This window comes from Runella limosa DSM 17973, from assembly GCF_000482465.1.
GTDB classification, from domain to species: domain Bacteria; phylum Bacteroidota; class Bacteroidia; order Cytophagales; family Spirosomataceae; genus Runella; species Runella limosa.
Genome location: NZ_AXVJ01000074.1, coordinates 1 through 20,985, shown reverse-complemented (window position 1 = coordinate 20,985; position 20,985 = coordinate 1). Strand labels below are relative to the sequence as shown.

Annotated in this window: 18 protein-coding genes; 11 read left to right on the top strand and 7 right to left on the bottom strand. The window is 44.6% G+C overall.

What is annotated here, in order from left to right; genetic code table 11:
• The 3 genes from K339_RS0109255 to K339_RS0109245 form a co-directional block, all read left to right on the top strand.
• The coding region (locus K339_RS0109255; RefSeq protein ID WP_028523349.1) for an integrase core domain-containing protein at window positions 1–299 on the top strand (299 nt) is incomplete at its 5' end.
• Window positions 300–541: 242 nt separating this feature from the next.
• Entirely contained in the window at window positions 542–778 is a 237-nt protein-coding gene (locus K339_RS0109250; RefSeq protein WP_157607538.1) for a hypothetical protein, read from the top strand.
• A gap of 120 nt (window positions 779–898) precedes the next feature.
• Window positions 899–1,624, top strand: coding sequence for a hypothetical protein (locus K339_RS0109245; protein ID WP_028523347.1), 726 nt, complete (start codon window positions 899–901; stop codon window positions 1,622–1,624).
• A 28-nt stretch (window positions 1,625–1,652) separates the two neighbouring features.
• Here the strand turns inward: K339_RS0109245 and K339_RS0109240 are convergent, their stop codons facing one another.
• From K339_RS0109240 to K339_RS0109225, 4 genes are all read right to left on the bottom strand, one after another.
• On the bottom strand, window positions 1,653–2,474 hold the full coding sequence (locus tag K339_RS0109240) for a hypothetical protein (RefSeq protein WP_028523346.1): 822 nt from the start codon (window positions 2,472–2,474) through the stop codon (window positions 1,653–1,655).
• Between the two features lie 139 nt (window positions 2,475–2,613).
• Complete coding sequence (locus tag K339_RS0109235) at window positions 2,614–3,855, bottom strand: DUF4153 domain-containing protein (protein ID WP_028523345.1); 1,242 nt, start codon at window positions 3,853–3,855, stop codon at window positions 2,614–2,616.
• An 18-nt stretch (window positions 3,856–3,873) separates the two neighbouring features.
• Window positions 3,874–4,212, bottom strand: a complete 339-nt coding sequence (locus K339_RS0109230; RefSeq protein ID WP_028523344.1) for a hypothetical protein — start codon at window positions 4,210–4,212, stop codon at window positions 3,874–3,876.
• Between the two features lie 422 nt (window positions 4,213–4,634).
• On the bottom strand, window positions 4,635–5,789 hold the full coding sequence (locus K339_RS0109225; RefSeq protein WP_028523343.1) for a hypothetical protein: 1,155 nt from the start codon (window positions 5,787–5,789) through the stop codon (window positions 4,635–4,637).
• A gap of 206 nt (window positions 5,790–5,995) precedes the next feature.
• Here K339_RS0109225 and K339_RS33110 point away from each other — a divergent pair, with 206 nt between their 5' ends.
• The 5 genes from K339_RS33110 to K339_RS0109205 all read left to right on the top strand — a co-directional run bounded on the left by K339_RS33110 (window position 5,996) and on the right by K339_RS0109205 (window position 9,665).
• A complete protein-coding gene (locus tag K339_RS33110; protein ID WP_037299825.1) occupies window positions 5,996–7,390 on the top strand; it encodes a glycine-rich domain-containing protein in 1,395 nt (464 codons plus the stop codon).
• A 79-nt stretch (window positions 7,391–7,469) separates the two neighbouring features.
• Window positions 7,470–8,681, top strand: a complete 1,212-nt coding sequence (locus K339_RS35870) for a serine hydrolase domain-containing protein (protein ID WP_051397907.1) — start codon at window positions 7,470–7,472, stop codon at window positions 8,679–8,681.
• Window positions 8,682–8,841: 160 nt separating this feature from the next.
• Entirely contained in the window at window positions 8,842–9,096 is a 255-nt protein-coding gene (locus K339_RS0109210) for a type II toxin-antitoxin system Phd/YefM family antitoxin (RefSeq protein WP_028523342.1), read from the top strand.
• A gap of 12 nt (window positions 9,097–9,108) precedes the next feature.
• Window positions 9,109–9,267 carry a type II toxin-antitoxin system YoeB family toxin gene (locus tag K339_RS36630; protein WP_084332162.1) on the top strand — a complete coding sequence of 53 codons (159 nt, stop codon included), beginning with the start codon at window positions 9,109–9,111 and terminating at the stop codon, window positions 9,265–9,267.
• Window positions 9,268–9,284: 17 nt separating this feature from the next.
• The gene (locus K339_RS0109205) at window positions 9,285–9,665 is read left to right on the top strand and encodes a hypothetical protein (protein ID WP_028523341.1); all 381 of its coding nucleotides are present in this window, start codon (window positions 9,285–9,287) and stop codon (window positions 9,663–9,665) included.
• Window positions 9,666–9,773: 108 nt separating this feature from the next.
• Here K339_RS0109205 and K339_RS0109200 read toward each other — a convergent pair whose 3' ends face one another.
• From K339_RS0109200 to K339_RS33100, 3 genes are read right to left on the bottom strand one after another with little or no spacing between them, the layout of a single operon-like run.
• Complete coding sequence (locus K339_RS0109200; protein ID WP_028523340.1) at window positions 9,774–11,276, bottom strand: sulfatase family protein; 1,503 nt, start codon at window positions 11,274–11,276, stop codon at window positions 9,774–9,776.
• Window positions 11,277–11,321: 45 nt separating this feature from the next.
• Window positions 11,322–11,969: a hypothetical protein gene (locus K339_RS35865; RefSeq protein WP_051397906.1), complete on the bottom strand. Its 648-nt coding sequence runs from the start codon at window positions 11,967–11,969 to the stop codon at window positions 11,322–11,324.
• A gap of 48 nt (window positions 11,970–12,017) precedes the next feature.
• Complete coding sequence (locus tag K339_RS33100) at window positions 12,018–14,651, bottom strand: VCBS repeat-containing protein (RefSeq protein ID WP_084332161.1); 2,634 nt, start codon at window positions 14,649–14,651, stop codon at window positions 12,018–12,020.
• Between the two features lie 353 nt (window positions 14,652–15,004).
• Here K339_RS33100 and K339_RS0109190 point away from each other — a divergent pair, with 353 nt between their 5' ends.
• From K339_RS0109190 to K339_RS0109180, 3 genes are all read left to right on the top strand, one after another.
• The gene (locus K339_RS0109190; protein WP_028523339.1) at window positions 15,005–17,074 is read left to right on the top strand and encodes a tetratricopeptide repeat-containing sensor histidine kinase; all 2,070 of its coding nucleotides are present in this window, start codon (window positions 15,005–15,007) and stop codon (window positions 17,072–17,074) included.
• Complete coding sequence (locus K339_RS0109185; RefSeq protein WP_028523338.1) at window positions 17,071–17,823, top strand: LytR/AlgR family response regulator transcription factor; 753 nt, start codon at window positions 17,071–17,073, stop codon at window positions 17,821–17,823. The genes K339_RS0109190 and K339_RS0109185 overlap by 4 nt, the downstream gene beginning before the upstream one ends.
• A gap of 153 nt (window positions 17,824–17,976) precedes the next feature.
• Window positions 17,977–20,985: beta strand repeat-containing protein (locus tag K339_RS0109180; RefSeq protein ID WP_028523337.1), on the top strand; the 3,009-nt coding region annotated here is incomplete at its 3' end.

The following is a 20,985-nucleotide window of genomic DNA, read 5'->3' as shown; positions in this document are numbered from 1 at the left end:
ATGAAGTCCAACAATATTTTCGAGATAAACAAGTCAAACAAGAATTCACAAAACCTGCAACACCCCAACAAGATGCGCACATCGAAGCCTACCATTCCATCATGGAAAGCTCTGTATGTCAGAGGTTTGAATTTGACGATTTGAAGCAAGCTCGAGAAACATTGGAGGAATTTAGAAGTTTTTATAATTTCGAGAGAATACATGGAGGAATCAACTTTCAAAGCCCTTACAAGTATTTGCTCAAACATAACATTGACATGAAAAATTTAACTCAAAATAAGACAAAAATCTGTGCTTGAAGTCTCTAACTTTCTATCATTTACGTGTCCAATAATTAGCGGTTAGCACAACATCAAAAACAATAATTTCTGTTTCACTATATTCAGATAATTCCCTAGGAGTTGATGTAGAAGATGGTCAATTTTATCGAAAAAACTTTAACTACAAAATTGATATAGATACCAAAGATACGCCATATGGGCGATTTATTAGCTCTATAAAAACATCGACAAGTTATGGTGTGTTCGACAAAAAAACAGGCTTGAAAAGTGATGTTTCTGTGACAAACTTTGTTTTATTAACTAATGAAAAGTTGAATGAGGAGAGTTCCATTGTTTACAAACCAATCATATTTAAAGTTAATGATGTAGAAAAATTAGAAAAAGTAAATTATGATGATAAATTTTGGAAAAACAATCCTGTAGTTAAACGTACGTCGTTAGAAGAAGATATAATAAAGCTGTTTGAAAAAACTGAAATATTTACAAACATTAAATAGGAATTAATTGTCATTTTATAGTCTTGCAAAGGGTCGGATTTTGTTGTTTTTGGGTTATTATTTGTTTTTTAATAGACAGCCTTGTTCCTAAAAAAAACTCTTATACATTTAATTCAACTTATGGCTCAAATCTTTGTTTTTAGATTTCTATTTTTGGGATTATGCCTCACCGTTTCACCTGTTTTCTGCCAAAAAGTAGATGGAGTAAAAGTGACGTTGCAAGTAGTTCATAAAAATAGGGTAGATACCTCTAAAAATATTAAGCCCGAACTTGGATTAATTGTTGAGCTTGTGAATCAATCATTGAAAAACATAGCTATCCTTATTTCAGGCGTTAATTACGAAAAGCAAATAAATTTCTACCGTAAGAATAAAAATGGAGACTATGAATTGATTGTTCATCCTCAGATTTTGCTTCAAGAACAGCAAAAAAGAACGCAAGAATATTTTTTAAAACATCATCGTTCATTGGTTGATTATTTCGGCGTAGATTATAATTCTAAAACTAGCCTATCTTTAGACTTTTTTCGATACTGGGACACTTTTGATCAAGATACATTTTCTCAGAAAATGGGAGATGGACTCACTACCCAAGAATTAGTAAATTTTAAAAAAGAGGCACCTTGGTTTGATTCATCCCTAAACTTCTATTTTCTAAAAGCAGGCCAACGGCAAACAGTTTTTTGGAACCTTGAATTTATGCTGAAAGAGCAAGGAGATTACAAGATTACATTTGAACCTTTTCCCTCTACTATTTTAAAATCACCGCTTACATTAACCGAAAATTATGAGGTTGTTGACCACCAATTTTTCCATGCTAACGAGCTGTTTATTAAAACATACTGAATAAACTTGATTAAAAGATAGATAACGTTCATTCACTCGTCAAGTGTTCTCCGAGTTTTCGTCTTAATTCTTCTATAATTCTCTCTTTTTCATCAAGCGCTTTTTTTGTTTCATCAAGTGCTTTCTTGCTTTCATCAAGTGCCTTTTGAAATGCTTTTTCCTTATCTTCAAACATCGCATTGATGGTTCGCCATGCTTCTTGTTCATCTTCGATTCGTTTACGTTCTATCGGGTCAGAACCGCTATGGTGTAAGATGTCGGTCAAGATTTTTAACTCCTCGTTGTCTGTTGGGTGAGAAAATTGTTTGGTAATTTTTCTGTCGTCCACGAAGTTACTTTGCTCAAAAACGCTCAATAGTTTATCTAAACTCGTTTGGTAACGATTGGTAATTCTGTCCACTTGTACGATGTAGCTGTCGTGGGTCAGTTTTTCAACAAAATCCGACTTCTTTTCAAGGACGGTTTTGTTGATTAAATCTTTGTAATTACGTTCTACTCGAATGCAAGCTGTTTCTATCTCAGGAAGGGTAAACCCAAGAATGTAAATCGTAGTGATTGGAAGAGCCTGATTTTCATTATTTACTTTATCTTCTTTTTTATATTGTTCACCCAAATACCTACGAAAACGCATTAAGTCAATTTGATTTTTGGCCTTCTGAATTTCGATTAAGACCTTTTTGTATTCGCTTGTTTCGGTTTTGATAGTGGCGATAAAATCCAAACGAAAAACGGCAAGCCCTGCTAGTTCGTCCGTGTAAGTAAACTCTTGTGGTTTTACCTCTATCGTCTCAATGGGTTGTTCCAAAAGTGTCTCAATGAAAAACTTGGCTACTCGTTCGTTTTCCATCATTCTTTTAAACACAGTGTCGTATATCGGATTGGCGATTATCATTTGTGGTTGTTTTAAAAGGAGTGAGACAAATTTACACAAAAAACACTGGCGCGGGCCAAACGACCCGTGCTAGTGTTTAAGAGGAACCCCGTAGTATTTACTTAAACCCAAATAAAAACGGGAATAAGAACGTGACAATGATGGTCCAGAGGCTGTAAATAGGTAAATAAATCGCAATTGTTTTTCCCACGTCGGCGAGCGAGGTTTTTTTGGTCAGCACTTTCGAGAGCTGTATCATCACGAGCAGTAAATTCACCAAAATCAATAAGTTGCCACCCAATACCGCCGTACGGTTGGGGGTGATGCCCCATTCTGAGATTCGAAACAAGATGGCCGAAAGTGCCACGCCGTTGACCACAATCGTCAGCGCCGAGAGCAGAAACAACACCCACACTTGGGCGCGGTGGTGAGAAGTTTTGGAGGTTTCGGCAATCGAAAAGAAAATAAGTGCCATCACCCCAATAAGCAGGGCATTGAATACCATCAAAAACTCACGGTTGTTGTACGGGTCTTTGCCCGAAAAAACAATTGCGCCGAGGTAAACCACTAACATTACCAACACCAACGGGCTGAAAATTTTGGCAATAACGGGCGATACTTTGCCTACCAGCTGCGGATTGGTTTGGGTAAGGTAAGTCCCCACCAGAGGCGCTGCCGCAAGCCCGAAAATACCGATATTTTCAAAATAAAACGCCCGAATATCGAGGCCAATCAACGAAAATAGGCCGACGGTAATCGCACTTAATATGCCGCCCGAAATCACAATCAGCGTGGTCATGACGACCAAATCCCCGTTGTATTTGAGGTAGCTCAGTCGTTTTTCGGAGTTGTTGGAACTGCCCACAAAAGAAAATCCGAGAATAGACCACGAAAACAAAACAAGGTGAATGCAGGATAGCGTCAGGGTATCGCTTGTGGGTTGGTTGGGAAGACTATTAATAAAGATAGCTGCCACTACAAATGCTCCTGCAAGTAACGCTATGGTCTTCGTTGAAACTTTATTTTTCCAACCAAAATAGGCGGTCAGGAGTGGAAAAATGATAAATCCGATATTGCGGGTATAAAAAAACTCTTCGTTGAGCTGGAGAAAAGCGGGAATTTTGGCAATGAGACCCGCCACCAAAGACGCCCCCACTACAAGGGCGAGGTCTTGGCTTGTGCCCCATTGAATATCGTCGTTGTCGTAATTCAAACGCTCGTGCCAAACGTCGGCAGCTGTATTTCCTTTGAGTTCGGGATAAACGGAACTAAAGGTACGTTTGAACAATGCTTTGTTGGAACGGTACAGCTTCTCAAGCTGCTGGGGTTCGTTGATATGGGCCGTGATGAGGTCTTTCATGGGAGTGCTAGATGAAGATTAGTGCCACAAAGTACCATCCAAACCCAATACGATGCCAAGCCATAAAGAAATGACATAACCAATCACACTTATTACGAGCGCGCCAACGTATTTCCAGCCGTGCTTTGGTGCCAACACACTCACTAAATAAGTGCAAGCACCCCCCAAGGCTCCTACAAAAGGAGTCAATAGAAGCGGACGGAGCATCCACCAAGTACCCCATTCAGGTCTAGGGTTTTTGACGCCAAAGACAAAAAGCGAAATAACGACCAAGGCAATAGCTGCCCCAATCAATGCGCGTTTGAGGAAGGATGCAGGTTCAAACGGCTGGCTGAAAAACGTGTTGGTAGGTGCCATGATGAGTGAGTGTTGATTGATTTAAAAAATGACTGCGATTGACTTATTGAAAGTACTTTGTTTTGCAAAGTAAATGATTTGTCAAATTAGATTCCAAATAAATTGCCAATTATTTTTTATTTCATTCAAACGGCTTTCATTTTAAGACTTTCCAAGTTTCATTTTCGCACTTGTCAAAACTTGGAAAGTCTTCTTATAGACTGCCTTTTAAAACTTTCCAAGTTTCATTTTCGCACTTGTCAAAACTTGGAAAGCCTTCTTATAGACTGCCTTTTAAGACTTTCCAAGTTTCATTTTTGCACTTGTCAAAACTTGGAAAGTCTTCTTATAGACTGCCTTTTAAGACTTTCCAAGTTTCCTTTTCGTCCCTATCAAAAACTTGGAAAGTCTGTCCCAGTGGGTCGTTCCGAATTGCGACTTGTTTAGAGGTTTCTCTTCGGCTTTTGGAATAAATAACTCTCGTCTTTGGGTAAAAAACGCTTAAGCCAAGGAGCTTCCGAAAATGTAAGGCTTTTGGCATCCGCTTTCAGAGAGTCAAAAGAAGTTGTCGCCTGTCGAATAAGAATTTCGCGACTGGCCAGAGGTTCTCCCAAATGACTATCGCTAAAATTGTAAGAAGTACAGATACAACTGAGCGTGTCGGCGTGCATCCAATCGCTGTTTTCGCCCCAAATTCCACAGTTGAAATGCCGATACCCTACAGGATTTTTATAGCCGCTGCCATTGGGATAGACGTTCAAGAAAAAGTGAAGCTGCGGCGATGTGCCTCCAATAAATTCCGTCCAGCCGTCAAATTCAATGGCTTTCCAATAGCGTTTTAGGCTCAAAAAACCGTTGTCGTCCACCGAAATTTGCCACGCAATGCGGTTGAACGTATAGCCATCGTTTTTGCCACGGGCTTCATAATTGCGGTTGTAACTGTACCAATTTCCTACAATACCTTTGGCAAGGGTGGACGTATCGGCCACCGAGCGAATGACTTTGCCCGCTGTATTTTGCCCCGTAAAAAATAAATTCCAAGCGGTCATGGCCAGCAAACCTGCACAGGCAATAGCGGTTGCTATTTTCCAGCGTTTTTCGGAAGATTGGATGACTTTGGTTTCTTCCAACGGAGAAGATTCCACGGAAGACTTGTTGATATTCGTTCGGACGGTGGTGGGCTCGAAACCATTGGCTTGTCGGTACGCATCGAGGGTAGCATATCCGAGGGTGCGCACCAAGGCCAGCATAAAGTGGTCGGTGGTGCCAATAAATGCTTTTGTCGATTTTAGGAGGTCATCGTGGCGGTCGCGGAAAGTACTGCCGCCAAATTTATAGGTTTCGGGGCCAATGCCTTTTTCGTGTAGTTGGAGGCTTTTTTGGTGGGTAGCGTACCCCACAAAGGCAGGCAATTGGCGTTTTTGTTGTTTTTCGTAATTGCTGCTTTTGGACCAACTGGCATTGCCCAACACCTGATTCATGGAGTGCGGAGGAGTTCGGAAATCGGTATAGGGCAAGCCCAGTTCTTCTTGAAAATATCGTTCTAGTACTTGGTTCCAAAGCTTTTCAAACAAAGGGCGGGCTACTTCAATGTTCATGGTTGTATGGTGGTCAGACGATAGTCAGACCGTTTCGTGCGTTAACTCCGTGTGACTGAGTCATGCAAGTTATCTTTTTTTTAGAAAAAGCTGTGTAATCCCGCTGTAACTACCCCTTACAGAGCAAGTCACTAGCGGTTACCCTTGACTTTGAGGTAGGAAAACGCCCAATTTTCGGTCCTAAACATAAACCGAACTCTTATCCGATGAACACCCAACTTTCCCAACCGTCGCTCTGGCAAAAATTGAGCGATTTCCAATTAGACGATTCTCCAGAGGCTGCTGTGCAGTTTTCTGATAAGTTAATCAAAGAACAAAAATGGACGCCTGAGTTTGCCAAACGGGCGATGGCCGAGTATAAAAAGTTTTTGTACCTCTGTCTTACGATGCCCCAAGGGGCGTCGCCGTCGGAGGTAGTCGATGAAGTCTGGCATTTGCACTTGACCTACACGCAAAGTTATTGGCAAAAACTCTGCGGAGAAGTACTCCAACGACAACTTCACCACTATCCCAATAAAGGAGGCGACTCCGAAAACCAACGCCACCGTGACTGGTACGCTGCTACTTTAATTACCTACGTCAAAGAATTTCAGGAACTACCTCCCGTTGACTGCTGGCCTTTGCCCAAGGGGTTGGAATTAGGGGCGCACCTAGCTCCGACGTCACCTTTCCGAACGCCAACTTTGCAGATGGCACCATTGTGGGAAGGGCGTCAGTACTGGCCCGTGGGAGCGGCGGCTATTGGGCTGTGCTCGCTCGGAATGTTTATGCTGTCGGGGCCGCATTTTTTGTTGACTTTCCCCCTTTTGATGGCGTGGGCTTGGTGGGGAACTTACCACAAAATTCAGTATAAAAAACGAGTCGTACGGGAAGCGATGCAGCAGTTACATCCCTACCATTTTGCAGCTTTGTTTAAAGACACCGAAACCCTGTTCCGAACTATTGTGGCTGACTTTGCCGAAAGGGGCTGGATTCGCTACCAAGACGAAGGGAAATTTGGGTGGGATACGCAGGTGCAGCAACCGATGCTGTACGCATTGCAAGCCCAAGACCAAAAGGAACTACCTGCGGGGCTTTTGAGGGCGTTTTTGTATCCGTTTGCAAAAACAATGTCGAAAAAAGCCATTGCTCTAAGAAATGAACTTGCCAAAGATGTGGCGGTTGGCTTGTTTCAATGGTGGGTAATCATGGTTGGACTGGCGCGCATGGCGCAGGGATTACTCAACGGCAAGCCCGTGATTTTTTTGCTATTACTGTTGATTGTTTACGTGCTGGTCTGGATAGTGCTAGGTCAGTTGCCGTTGATAGACAACGAGACAAAAAGAACGTACCAAGCCAACGAATGGGAAGGGTACATCACAGCAGGAGCCTTAACTTTTTTACTGTTTGATGCTTCGTATAGTTTGGGCAGCGACCAAACCCTCCAGCGGGTGTTTAGCAATGCCCCCAAATCGGACGATGGGATAGGCTGGTTGGGAGGAGCTGTAGCTGTCAATACGTCTAAAAATAGCGGTGGCGGCGAAGGTGGGGCGGGGTGCAGTAGCGGTGGCGGCGGTTGTGGAGGAGGATGCGGGGGCTGTGGTGGTTGCGGAGGAAGTTAGTAGAAAAATAAGTTTTTACAAACACTTCAATGTATCTTCGTGCAACAAATGCTATTGTAACACCTTGATTGCTGATTCAATGAAACCCGCCTTTTTTCTGTTTTTGTTCGCTGCTCAAATTGTTTTTGCCCAAAAGAATACCTCTCAAGTATTGGACAGTGAGGTGAGTGCTGTTGTGGAGAAATATATTGCAGAAAATAAGATTCCTGGGGCGGTGGTGGCCATTAAAAAGGGTAACAAGATTTTGCTCAAAAAAGCATTTGGATACGCAAAATTGAAGGAGTTTGACGGCTCGGTGTCAGAACACCCCGAAACGATGACAGTCAATCACTTGTTTGATATTGCGTCATTGACCAAAGTGATTGGGACAACCACTGCCATAATGAAGCTACACGACGAAGGAAAACTCAACGTGGACGACCCCGCTTCAAAGTACATCAAAGGCTTAGACGAGGGTGAAAAAGCCAAAATTACCCTTCGTCATTTGTTGACGCATACGTCGGGGATGTATGAGTGGTATCCGTTGTATTATTTTTCGCAACAACGCGCTACTACTTATGCCTTTATTAAGCAATTGCCGCTGAAATATCCCGTGGGCGAAGGCCGTCATTATTCGGATTTGGGCTTCACGATTTTGGGCGAAATTATCGAAAAGGTATCGGGAAAACCGCTGGATGTTTACGTTAAAACGGAGATTTTTGCCCCGCTCAAAATGACCAAAACGACTTATAAACCCGATAAAAAGGCAAACCTTATCGCCGCGACTTCGATGGGGAATCCCTACGAAAAGCGAATGGTGGAAGATACCACGTTGGGTTTTGTGGTCAAAGACCTTGACCCGAAAAGCTGGAACGGTTGGCGACAGTACGTTTTACAAGGCGAAGTAAACGACGGCAATGCGTGGTACGCCAATGAAGGGATTTCGGGGGCAGCGGGGTTGTTCTCGACCGTGGATGACCTTCAAAAATTGGTGGATATGCTCAAAAACAAAGGGAAAGTGAGAGGAAAATCGTTTATTTCGGAAAAAACAGTAACGCTGTTTTTGACCCAAGATAACTTTAAGAACGGATTAGGCTGGATGATGGACCCGATCAACTCTTTCATGAAAAACGGCCCAACGGGCACGTTTGGTCATACGGGTTTTACGGGCACGAGCATATCCGTAGTTCCTGAAAAGAAACTTTCGGTGATTATCCTCATCAACCGTCAAAACATGGGTTTACAAACCACCCGAGATTATTTTAATCCCAATCCAATTCGCGACGCGATTTTTAAAGCCGCAGTAAAGTAAAAAAGTGTATTTGCGTCAGAGACGCGAGTCCGTTTTCGCCCCGAATTGGAGTTCGGGGCGAGCGTTCTTCGCTTCACCACAACAATCGAATTTTAATTTGCTGGAAATTATTGAATCTTAAAAATGTGTACATATTTTTATACAGAATATTGTACAATTTATGATAACGGCAACTATCTCTGACTTTAGAAAAGGCATTAAATCGTATTTAGACAAAGTAGTCCAAAACTTTGAAACCTTAATCATTAATCGTGGTAAAGATGAGGCTATTGTCGTTATGTCGTTAGAAGAATATAACGCTTTGATGGCTACAAATCACGAATTATCTTCTCGAAAAAATGAACGTAGATTAGATGCAGCCATTGAAAAATTCAGGAATGGTAAATCATTTACAAAAGATTTAATAGAAGAGTAAGGTACGAAATACATCTTTGTAGATGAATTTTGGGAAGATTCTGTTTATTGGCAAAACACGGATAAGAAAAAACTTAAAAGAGTTAATGAGCTTCTAAAAGACATTGCAAGAAATCCGTTTGGTGGAATTGGGAAGCCTGAACCTTATTTAAAGAATGATTTTAACTACTAAACACACCTTTTTAAACTATGAAAACTTCTCAAAAGTGCTTCATTTTTAGCCTGATGTTACTCACTGGTGCCTTGGTTGGTTGCAAAGAAAATTTTAATTATCAAGCGCTTGAATCAAGCTATTTTATTGGGAATTGGGAGTGGAACAATGCGTTTACACCTACTGTTACGATTAAACGTAAGCTCATTTTTGATGCCAATGGAACGGGAAAAATAGCCTCCCCCGATGGGCTTGTACTCACTGCCGATGGTCGCCTAAGTAATTTTGAATGGATGTTTGATAAAACAGACAGCACGCTAGTAGTCAACCAAGAGGAATACAAAATAACAGAGTACGGAAAAGATTATTTTGTGTGGAAAAAAGGAGAGGAAAATAGCCAGAGAGTTATAAGAAAATAACCTTAGACGGGAATTCTACTCGTTGATACTTATCTAACAGCAACCGCGTCAGAGACGCGAGTCCGTTTTCGCCCCGAATTGGAGTTCGGGGCGAGCGGCGAGTGGTTGTTATTTCTTTAGCTCTTTTACGCTTTTGAGCAATTCCTCCAATTCTTTCAGCTTCGCAGGGTTAGTTTCGGCTAGGTTGTTTTTTTCTCCCAAATCCCTTTTTAAATCGTACAATTGCGGCTTGGGGTCATTACCAAGTTCTGTATTCGTTTCAACACTCATTTTAGCTCCCTTGCTCGGTGCAATGTACTTCCAATCGCCTTGAATGACCGAAAACGTCCCCGCGTGCTCAATTACGTGGTCGCGCCCTTTTTTATCTTTTCCCAAAAGCGCAGGCAAGTAATTGCGCGTGTCGGGGGCGGTGGCAGCATCAAACGTTTGCCCTGTCAAACTGGCAAACGAAGCCAGTAAGTCGATTTGACTCACCAAAGCTGACGAAACCCCCGCCTTGATTTTTTGTGGCCAACTTACAATAAATGGCACGCGCGTTCCCGCATCAAAAGCGCTGTACTTGCCCCCGCGAAGCGGCCCTGCGGGCGTATGTCCATTGAGCAGTTCGACGGCTTGGTCTTGGTAGCCGTCGTCCACCACAGGGCCATTGTCACTCGAAAATACAATCATCGTATTTTGGGAGAGTCCCAGTCGGTCGAGCGTTTCAAGCACCTTGCCTACTGCCCAGTCTAACTGTAGAATCACATCTCCGCGCGGTCCCATGCCACTTTTTCCTGCAAACCGTTCGTGAGGTACGCGTGGTACGTGAATGTCTTGAGTGGCGAAATACAAGAAAAATGGTTGTTTGGCGTGGTTTTCGATGAATGAAACGGCTTTTTGGGTAAAAATATCGGCCATGTCTTCGTCTTTCCAACGGGCACTTTTCCCTCCTGTCATGTAGCCAATGCGCCCAATTCCGTTGATAATCGTGAAATCATGCCCGTGTGAGTGTTTCATTTTGAGCAATTCGGGATTGGCACGCCCTGTTGGTTCGTTCCCGATGGGTTCTTTAAAACTCACCTTGATGGGGTCGTTGGGGTCGAGGTTAACCACGCGACGATTATCGACATACACACAAGGCACGCGGTCGCCCGTAGCGGCCATGATAAACGATTCATCAAAACCAATGTCCAATGGGCTAGGTTTCACCTCACCATTCCAGTCGGGTCCTCCTTGCGGCCCTAAACCGAGGTGCCATTTCCCCACAACTCCTGTTTGATACCCTGCCTGCTTAAATACCAGTGGCAGCGTACTTCGCCCTGGTAAAATCAGCGCTGCCGCGTCACCCGTCGCTACGCCCGTGCCAGGTTTTCGCCACGCGTATTCACCTGTGAGTAACGAGTAGCGCGAAGGAGTACAGGTGGCGGCGGTGGTGTGGGCGTTGGTAAAGCGGATTCCTTTTTTAGCCAAACGGTCGATGTTAGGCGTAGCGACTTTTTTTGCACCGTAGCAACTTACATCCCCGTAGCCGAGGTCATCGGCGTAGATGATAATGACGTTGGGTTTTGTCGATTGGCTATGTACGACCAGAGCAATACACGCAAAAGTTAGAGACCAGAAAACTTTTCTCATAGAAGGTTGGAATAACTAGGTTTGGGAGGGGCAAAATAGTTTAGCTTACTGCATTATCTCGCCCCGTCCGTTATTTTTTAGAAAAAAATAAAAAACCTGTTTTTCTACTACTTTTAACCTAATCACTCGGCGATAATCTCCTTCGAGGTATAGTCCAGAACGATGGGCGGGAACAGACGTAAAGTTACCCCTACCATTACCCAACAAAAGCAATCCTAACGACGCATCTTGCCGCCCAGAATCTACGTCACTCCCGTGGTCATTTCCACAAAGCAGCACATCGGGATGTTTGTCAGCATTAAAATCACCTACCAACATGCTTTGCAAGGTCGAAAACTGCGCTTCAACGGGAAGAGGATTGAGTCGAAACGTCATATCCCCTTTGTTTTCAACGTAAGAACTGGAAAAAGTATGCGCAAACCGCTTTTCTGAGGCAGTTGCTTCTTTGGCCCCAATAATATCCTCGATACTCGCCTTAGAATACGTAGCGTACCGAGTCATTTTCTTTTTAATCAACGGAATTTGGTTTGCCAGCTCATCCAAGCTGTGTTTGGGATATGCGCGCCCATCTTTAAAGTAGTAACAGGGAATAGCATCCAAACGCCCATTCTGGTCATAATCTCCCGCGTACAAACGCGCGGGCTGAGCGGATGTGGCTTTGAAAAACGAATTCTCCCCTCGATTGCCTACCACAAAATCAATGTCTCCATCTTGGTCAAAATCAGCTCCTTCGATACAATTTCACCACCCATTCGATTGAGCTAACTGCGCCTTAGAAGTAATATCAACAAATTGGCGCGACGAATTTTTTAGAATTGTAATAGGCATCCACTCCCCCACCACCACTAAATCGGGGGAACGGTTTTTGTCAATATCAACCCAAAGCACATCGTTGACAATGCCTAATTTACCCCCATTTGGCAATAAGTGAGACGCATCGCGAAAAATGCCATGATCGTTGAGAAGCAGGAAGCTTTTTTCATACAATGGGTACGAATGCGGTGTAGCCCCACCGCCGATAAAGAGATCTTGGTCACCATCCAGATCCACATCTTGCGCCTTCACGCAAGTTGCATTAGAGGCAAACGGCTGCGGAACGAGCGTAAACTGTCCTTTTCCATCGTTGAGATAAAGACGATGGCAATAAAGTGGCGAAGAAACGTCAAATTGGTATCCGCCACTGTTGACCCACAAATCCAGGTCTTTATCGCCGTCGGCGTCAAAAAAAAGCACCCCCGCATCCTCGTAGGTCGCATCTTTTTCAAACGCAGGCTGTACCGATTTTTTAAAATTACCCCTTTGTTGTTGTAGAAAAAGCGTGCCCGATTTCCCTGCCGCTCCTCCAATAAAGAGATCTTCCAGTCCATCTTGATTTACATCGGCTTGCGCCGTGTAAGGGCCTTTGTTAGAATAAAGATGCTCTAGCAAGGGCTCTTCCTTAAAATCTATGTAGTTGTTTTCGAGATGCTCATAGGTATCAAGACTACCTAAGGACACTTTCTTAAAAACGAATTTGGAAGAAGTAGTAGCCGCAACATCGCGTTGGGCATTTTTTTGCGTAAGCACGAGCAACTGATCTACGGGAGGCGTTGAGATAGCCTGCTTGGTACCATCGGGCCACTTAACCTGCAATTCTTTGATTGCCTTCGTTGTTCCTAAACCAAAATGCAAAGGCGTACTGGTAGAAGATAAAAATCCGCGGGTTGAGGTTACTAGCTGGGTTTGTTGGCCTGCGTCGGTGAATAACGTCACTTGGGCGCCAATCCCCGTTGGATTCAGCGAGTTACCCTGCAACTTCACTTGCAAATAGTGGTTTGTGTTGTGCAAACGGCTGTTATTTTGATACAAGAAAGCTTCGCTATTGTAATTGTTGACCACTAAATCTAAGTCCCCGTCAGCATCTAAGTCGGCATAAGCGGCACCGTTGGAAAACGAGGGCAGGTTGATTCCCCACTCCGCCGACTTGTTTTCAAAACGCAAATCATGAGTATTGCGAAAGGCATAATTGGTCAGTGGCGTGCTCGTCATCAGTTTCAACAACTCCAATGGATTGATTTTTTTTGCGCTTCCCGCTTTTTGCAGGGCTTCTACGGAGCGGTATCGAAAATAATCAAGGTCGGTGACGTCGCGCGCGTAGCCGTTGGTTACGAAAAGGTCTTTCCAGCCGTCGTTATCAAAATCAGCAAAAAGAGGCGACCAGCTCCAATCGGTATGCGATACCCCCGCAAGTTGGGCTATTTCACTGAATACAGGGAGGCCTTCTGCATTGATTCCATTGTTTAGCTGAAGCGTATTGCGTACTACTTGGTGGTGTAGTCCCAGCCCCACGGCTAAAAAGTATTTATCATAAGGGCTGTTGCCTTTGAGTTGCTTTTGGCGGTAGTTGTCTTCGGCCACCATGTCTAAGTTCATGAGATCAAGCCAGCCGTCGTTGTTAAAATCGGCGATGTCGTTTCCCATCGCATTTTTACTAATGTGCCTAAACATACGGTTGAGCTGATCCGAAAAAAACCCTTTTTGGTTGTTGATATAAAAGAAATCTTTGTCACCGTAGTCATTGGCTACGTAAATATCTGGCCAGCCGTCGCGGTTGATGTCGGCTACCGAACAGCTCAATCCAAACGTACTTTTAGCAATCCCCGCTTTTTCTGACACATCTGTAAAAGAACCGTTTCCGTTGTTTCGGTAGAGTTTGCTATTGGTCGCAGGATTAGTTTGGGGAGTCACCAACGTTTTCTTCCCTGAGGTATTCGTAGTGGTGTAGAGCGTCAAAGCCGATTCAAAATCGACGCGGTGATTGAGCAGAAACACATCCAAATCACCGTCTCGGTCATAGTCAAAAAAATTGGCATGATTAGAATAACCTGTGTCAGCCAACCCGTATTCTTTGGCCTTTTCGGTGAATGTATTATCGTGATTGTTGATGAGTAGTAAGTTGGCCCTATTTTCAGAATGCAGGTCTAACGAACGGCATAAATAGATGTCGAGCCAGCCATCTTGATTGATGTCAACCATGGTAACTCCCGTCGTAAATCCTCCGTAAAAGACGTTGGCTTTCTCCGAAATTTGTTCAAATTTCATGTTCCCTTTGTTCAAAAACAGCCTTCCCCCAAAGAGGTTTCCCGTCATAAATACATCAGGTAGCCCATCATTATTAATGTCTCCAATAGCTACACCGCCACCGTTGTACAAGTACTCGTACGTAAGAATATTGATTCGTTCGTTTTCATTCACTTCGTTGATAAAATAGAGCCCGCTTTCTTGCGGAGATAAAAGCGTGAAAAGAGAGGAGGTCGAAGAACGAGCCGTTTCGGACGACTGGCATCCAATCATAAATAGAACCCAACAAAGGGGAATAAGCGGACGTAAAAACATTGGGAAAACTAGATTTAAGACGATTACAAATCAGGTTGATGGTCTAAATCTACATTGCCTCGTTTTGGATTAAAAACCTGATGCTTATCTGCAATAGCCTAATAGCCACTATTTTTGGGTTTTTGAAGGGTTGTTTTATTACAGTTGTTTTCAAAAAACAAACAGTTATTTATTAAACAACAACAGTTATAAAAAAATGGGAGTTTGGCGGCCTGGACTAGCGTTAATTTGAAAAATGGAGGCGATTACTACTTTGAAAAATTAGTTTGACTTCTTGGTTTTAACATCTTACTTTTATCGTCTGTGGGTTTCTTCCTGAAAAGGTAAAATTCAACATCAACGGTATAAAACTTATGCTTTTTCGGAAAATCACCCTACTCGTTATTTTAAATGTTTCCCATGCTTACCTATGGGGGCAAACCGTCGAAGAACCCAAGGCATTACTTCAAAAGTTTTATGCCAACTTCAACCCCAATGCCCGAGGTGAAGCCTTGGTGCAGTTGTGTGATGTGTTTAGCGCCGTAAATCAGAGCGACTCCATCCGCAAATACATCCAATGGGGCGTTCCATTGCTACCTACCATCAGCGACGATGAAACCAAAGCATGGCTAGAACATTACTTGGCCGCTTCCATTGTACGTACCCTTCCTGATAGTTCACTCAGGTTACAAACGCGCAGCCTTCAGTATTTTACCAAAACGAACGATACCAAGGGGCTACTTAAAGTCAACCACGCCTTAGGTATTTACCAGTCGTACCATGGCAAACCAGCCAAAGAACGCGCTTACTATTTTGAAGCCCTCAAACACAACGAGTTATACAACAAAACCCGCGAACCTAAGCGCTATGCACGGTTTCGAGCCGCGATGTACAACAATATTTCCATTAGCTACGGAGCCGAAAACGATTATGAAAAATCGCTTGAAGCCATTCACGAAGTTGAAAAAGTAGCGCGCGAAAGCCAATCAGACGAGCTGCATTACTTAGCCGCTCAAGGGTATGGAAATATTTACAGTAAAACGAAGCAGTTGGACAAATGTGAGTTTTACTACCGAGAGGCCCTGATGTATGCCGAAAAACTCAATCGAATTCCGTACATAGCCGTGTGTTTGAGCAACTTAGGAACGTACTATACGTTTACCAACCAGTATGACGAAGCGCTCAAAATGAACAAACGAGCCCTGGACATAGCCTATCAGATGAAAGATTATTTGGGCGCCTCAAATCGGTTAAATAACCTAGGGAGTATTGAGTCGATGCGGAATCACTATAAAGAAGCGGAGGGCTATTTTCTTCAAAGTATTGACTATGCCGATAAACTCAAAGCCAAAAGGCCGCGGCTTAATGCCATGTCCAATTTAGCCCGTATTTATTTGCAGCTAGACCGTATTCCCGAGGCGCAAAAAACCGCCCAAGAGGCCATTATATTGGCCGAAGAGCTCAATGACCGAGAGGTGCTGAGTAAATTGTACAACACCCTCACCAAAAGCTACGAAAAGCAAAATGACTTTGCGAAGGCGCTGGTTTATCAGCGGCAAAAAGCCAAAATGCAAGACAGTATTTTAAACGAAAAGAGTTTATCAAAAATCCACGAGTTACAGGTAAAGTACGAAACCGAACGTAAAGAATACGAAATCAGAGAGTTGAACCGTCAAAATCAAATTCAAGCGTTGGAATTACAAGAGCGTAATCTGTGGTTTGCGCTTTCGGGAGTTACCTTGTTTGGATTGGTGTTACTTACGGCGTTTTATGCCCGTCATCAAATTCTTAAAAAGCAAAATCAAGTACTAGACATCAACCAAAAGCTATTACGTACCCAAATCAACCCTCACTTTTTCTTCAATGTACTGTCATCCATTCAGACGTATTTGTTAGAAAAAAAGGAGCCCATGCAGGCGGTTTCGTACTTATCAAAATTTGCCAAATTGATGCGTTCGGTCCTTGAAACCAGCCGAGTAGAATTCATTGCGATTACGGAAGAAGTATCCATGGTTCAGAATTACCTCGAAATTCAAAAAATTAGGTTTGGGAATCAGTTTGACTATGAAATAAGGCTAGAAGAAGGCGTGTTGGCGGAGGAGTGGGGCGTCCCTCCCATGTTAGCCCAGCCTTTTTTGGAAAATGCCCTCGAACACGGCATCCGTACGTTGGCACAAAAAGGTAAAATTGAGGTCGTCTTTCAAAAATACGGCGCGGGGGTTCAGCTGATAATTAAAGACAATGGTATCGGCCGACAAAAAGCCGCGACCCTTATACCAGAAGCCGAAAAACAGTCGTTGGCTACCCAAATTACCAAAGAGCGCATTGCGATTTTGAACAAACAAGTACGGGGAAAAATAGATTTTACCGTAGAAGATATTCTGGAAAACGAAAAAGTAATCGGCACGCAAGTGCGGTTTCTCTTACCCCTGATTGAAGTATGAACTGTTTTTTAATTGACGACGAAGAAGTACACCGTCGCGGACTGCGGCAATTAATCGAACAGTTTTTCCCAGAAATACAAATTGTAGGGGAAGCGGGCTCCTTGCATGAGGCCCAAGAATGGCTACGCACCCACACCGCCGACGTTGTTTTTTTGGATGTAATACTGGGTGATGGAACGGGTCTTGATTTGCTCAAAGCAATGCCTGCACGCCCATTTCAAGTTGTGCTGGTATCTGCCCATAACGAATTTGCCGTAGAAGCTTTTCGGCTGTCAGCCTTAGACTATTTACTAAAACCTATTGATGCCAACGACTTCCAAGAGGCCATCCAACGGGCCAAACAACAACTCCAATTTAACCAAACTCACCTTCAACTTGAAATTTTACGGGAAAACCTAGAAAAACTCACCCACCAAAACCGTAAAATGGTACTGCGTGATGCCGATACTATTTATGTAGTCACTCTATCGGATATCGTATATTGCCGAGCCGAAGGAAGTTACACGGCCTTTAGACTCCTTGATGACCAAGAAATTTTAGTATCAAAAAACCTTGGTGAATACGAAAAACTACTAGAAACGGCTCATTTTATTCGTTCGCACCATTCGTACATTGTTAACCTCAATCAAATTAAAAAATTTGATAAAACAGATGGAGGGCAACTCATTATGTTTGGGGGGCACACTGTTCCCGTAGCAGTGCGCCGAAAAGACGCGTTACTCAATGCGATGAGCCGATTTTTACAATAAAACCCAAACAGTTATTGGTTTTTTATGGGCACTTACTGAGCAGTAAGAAGCGACTATCAATCTTCCCGATTCGACTCACATCAGGCGGCTATTTTCGTAGTAGCCACAGAGTTATTTGGCCCGATTGTCTTCAAAAAATTATTCGCTTCGTCTATGAAAAACTATGTACTAGGGGTATTTTTTATGCTTTTAGGGCTATTGCAAAGCTACGCTCAATGTCCCAAAGGGGCACAAACTTTTGTTAGCCCCAATTTTACGACCCCTGATGGCCTCACCGTAGGAACGCGGTCAGAATTAGTCAATAGCATGTGGCCAGGGGAGTATGTGGAGGTCAACCTCACTGCGGGGAATACCTATCGATTTGACGGTTGCGAAAACGTGGGAGAGGATACATACTTGACAATCCGAAATCCGTCAGATGCGGTAGTAGCATGGAACGATAACACCTGCAATAATAACCCTCAAATCAACTATACCCCCACTGTATCAGGAAAATACTCCTTCTCAATCCATCGAAACGGATGTGGAACTACAATCAATCCAGCTCCCCCGATGTTCTATATTCATGCTACATTGGTATCGGTCGCGGGTGGTGGGGGGGCCACCGTCTCGTCCATTGCGCGGGCATCGTCTAGTCCTTCCAATTCGAATGTCGTGAATTATACCGTCACTTTTTCAGGAAATGTAACGGGAGTGTCAGCCAGCAACTTTTCGCTCACCACGACAGGGAGTATTACGGGGGCGAATGTAGGAACCCCTTCTGGGTCAGGCACCACCTGGACGGTGCCTGTCAATACAGGTACAGGAGACGGCACGATTCGACTAGACATGGTAAATGCGACAGGGGTAAACCCAACGGTGACAGTTCCTTACACTTCAGGGGAGGTCTATACGATTGATAAATCACCTCCAACGATTAGCATTAGTGCCCCAAGTGCAACTACCGCGACCTGTGGCTCTGTGACCTATACCATTTCCTATACAGGAGCCTCGACTATTACGTTAGCTCCAGCTAATGTCACCCTTAACATTGCGGGAACTGCCACTGCCACCGTGGCGGTTGCAGGTTCAGGAACGAGTACCCGAACGGTAACTTTAAGTGGAATCTCAGGCACTGGAACATTAGGGATTAGCATAGCTCCCAGTACGGCTACTGATGGGGTCGGTAACAATGCCACTGGCGCAGGGCCAAGTACTTCATTTACTGTCTCATCCTTAACCGCCTCCATTTCAGCCAACAACAGCCCCGTCTGTGCCAACAGTATTGCCTCATTCACCTTGAGCGGTACCAGCGGCGCAACTGTCACGTACAAAATAAACGGCGGCAGCAATCAAACAACCACTTTGACAGGAGGTACGGCAACGGTCAGCGTACCCAATGCAACGGCCGATCAAACCTTGACGCTAGTGTCGGTAAGCGATGGAAGTTGCAGCCAAAACCTGACGGGGACTTCAATAGTGTCGGTAAACAATTTACCCACCGTCTCCATTTCAGCAAACAACAGCCCTGTTTGTGCCAACAGTACCGCCACATTTACTTTGAGCGGAACCAGCGGAGCGACCGTGAGTTACACCCTCAACGGCGGCAGCAATCAAACAACGGTATTGACGGGCGGTACAGCAACCGTCAGCATCCCGAGCGTGACGGCCAATCAAACCTTGACATTGGTGTCGGTAAGCGATGGGACTTGCAGCCAAAACCTGACGGGGACTTCAATAGTGTCGGTAAACAATTTACCCACCGCCTCCATTTCAGCCAACAACAGCCCCATTTGTGCCAACAGTACGGCCACATTTACCTTGAGCGGAACCAGCGGAGCGACTGTCACGTACAAAATAAACGGTTGCAACACCACTTTGACGGGCGGAACGGCAACGGTCAGCGTACCCAATGCAACGGCCGATCAAACCTTGACGCTAGTGTCGGTAAGTGACGGAAGTTGCAGCCAAAACCTGACGGGGACTTCAATAGTGTCGGTAAACAATTTACCCACTGCCTCCATTTCAGCCAACAACAGCCCCATTTGTGCCAACAGTACGGCCACATTTACCTTGAGCGGTACCAGCGGTGCAACTGTCACGTACACCCTCAACGGCAGCAGCAACCAAACCACCACTTTGACGGGCGGAACGGCAACGGTCAGCGTACCCAATGCAACGGCCGATCAAACCTTGACGCTAGTGTCGGTAAGCGACGGAAGTTGCAGCCAAAACCTGACAGGCACATCAACCGTCACCGTAAACAATTTACCCACCGCCTCCATTTCAGCAAATAACAGCCCCGTTTGTGCCAACAGTACGGCCACATTTACCTTGAGCGGAACCAGCGGAGCGACAGTGACTTACAAAATAAACGGCGGTAGCAACCAAACCACCACTTTGACGGGCGGTACGGCAACGGTCAGCGTACCCAACGCGACGGCCAATCAAACCTTGACGCTAGTGTCGGTAAGCGACGGAAGTTGCAGCCAAAATCTGACGGGAACTTCAACGGTGACCGTAAACAATTTACCCACCGCCTCCATTTCAGCAAACAACAGCCCTGTTTGTGCCAACAGTACCGCCACATTTACCTTGAGCGGTACCAGCGGTGCAACTGTCACGTACACCCTCAACGGCAGCAGCAACCAAACCGCCACTTTGACGGGTGGAACGGCAACGGTTAGCGTCCCGAGCGCGACGGCCAATCAAACCTTAACGCTGGTGTCGGTAAGCGATGGTAGTTGCAGCCAAAACTTGACGGGCACTTCAACGGTGACGGTAAACAATTTACCCACCGCCTCCATTTCAGCAAACAACAGCCCTGTTTGTGCCAACAGTACGGCCACATTTACCTTGAGTGGTACCAGCGGCGCAACCGTCACGTATAAAATAAACGGCGGTAGCAACCAAACCACCACTTTAACGGGCGGTACGGCAACGGTCAGCGTACCCAATGCAACGGCCGATCAAACCTTGACGCTAGTGTCGGTAAGCGACGGAAGTTGCAGCCAAAACCTGACAGGGACTTCAACCGTAACAGTCAACAATTTACCCACCGCTTCCATTTCAGTCAACAATAGCCCCGTTTGTGCCAACAGTACGGCCACATTTACCTTGAGCGGAACCAGCGGAGCGACTGTCACGTACAAAATAAACGGTGGCAGCAACCAAACAACGGTG

Coding starts and splice junctions, on each gene's coding strand:
- K339_RS0109200 (WP_028523340.1), bottom strand. CDS start 11,276: ATGAGAAAAGTTTTCTGGTCTCTAACTTTTGCGTGTATTGCTCTGGTC.
- K339_RS0109245 (WP_028523347.1), top strand. CDS start 899: ATGGCTCAAATCTTTGTTTTTAGATTTCTATTTTTGGGATTATGCCTC.
- K339_RS0109190 (WP_028523339.1), top strand. CDS start 15,005: ATGCTTTTTCGGAAAATCACCCTACTCGTTATTTTAAATGTTTCCCAT.
- K339_RS33100 (WP_084332161.1), bottom strand. CDS start 14,651: ATGTTTTTACGTCCGCTTATTCCCCTTTGTTGGGTTCTATTTATGATT.
- K339_RS0109230 (WP_028523344.1), bottom strand. CDS start 4,212: ATGGCACCTACCAACACGTTTTTCAGCCAGCCGTTTGAACCTGCATCC.
- K339_RS0109240 (WP_028523346.1), bottom strand. CDS start 2,474: ATGATGGAAAACGAACGAGTAGCCAAGTTTTTCATTGAGACACTTTTG.
- K339_RS35870 (WP_051397907.1), top strand. CDS start 7,470: ATGAAACCCGCCTTTTTTCTGTTTTTGTTCGCTGCTCAAATTGTTTTT.
- K339_RS0109235 (WP_028523345.1), bottom strand. CDS start 3,855: ATGAAAGACCTCATCACGGCCCATATCAACGAACCCCAGCAGCTTGAG.
- K339_RS0109205 (WP_028523341.1), top strand. CDS start 9,285: ATGAAAACTTCTCAAAAGTGCTTCATTTTTAGCCTGATGTTACTCACT.
- K339_RS0109185 (WP_028523338.1), top strand. CDS start 17,071: ATGAACTGTTTTTTAATTGACGACGAAGAAGTACACCGTCGCGGACTG.
- K339_RS33110 (WP_037299825.1), top strand. CDS start 5,996: ATGAACACCCAACTTTCCCAACCGTCGCTCTGGCAAAAATTGAGCGAT.
- K339_RS0109210 (WP_028523342.1), top strand. CDS start 8,842: ATGATAACGGCAACTATCTCTGACTTTAGAAAAGGCATTAAATCGTAT.
- K339_RS0109225 (WP_028523343.1), bottom strand. CDS start 5,789: ATGAACATTGAAGTAGCCCGCCCTTTGTTTGAAAAGCTTTGGAACCAA.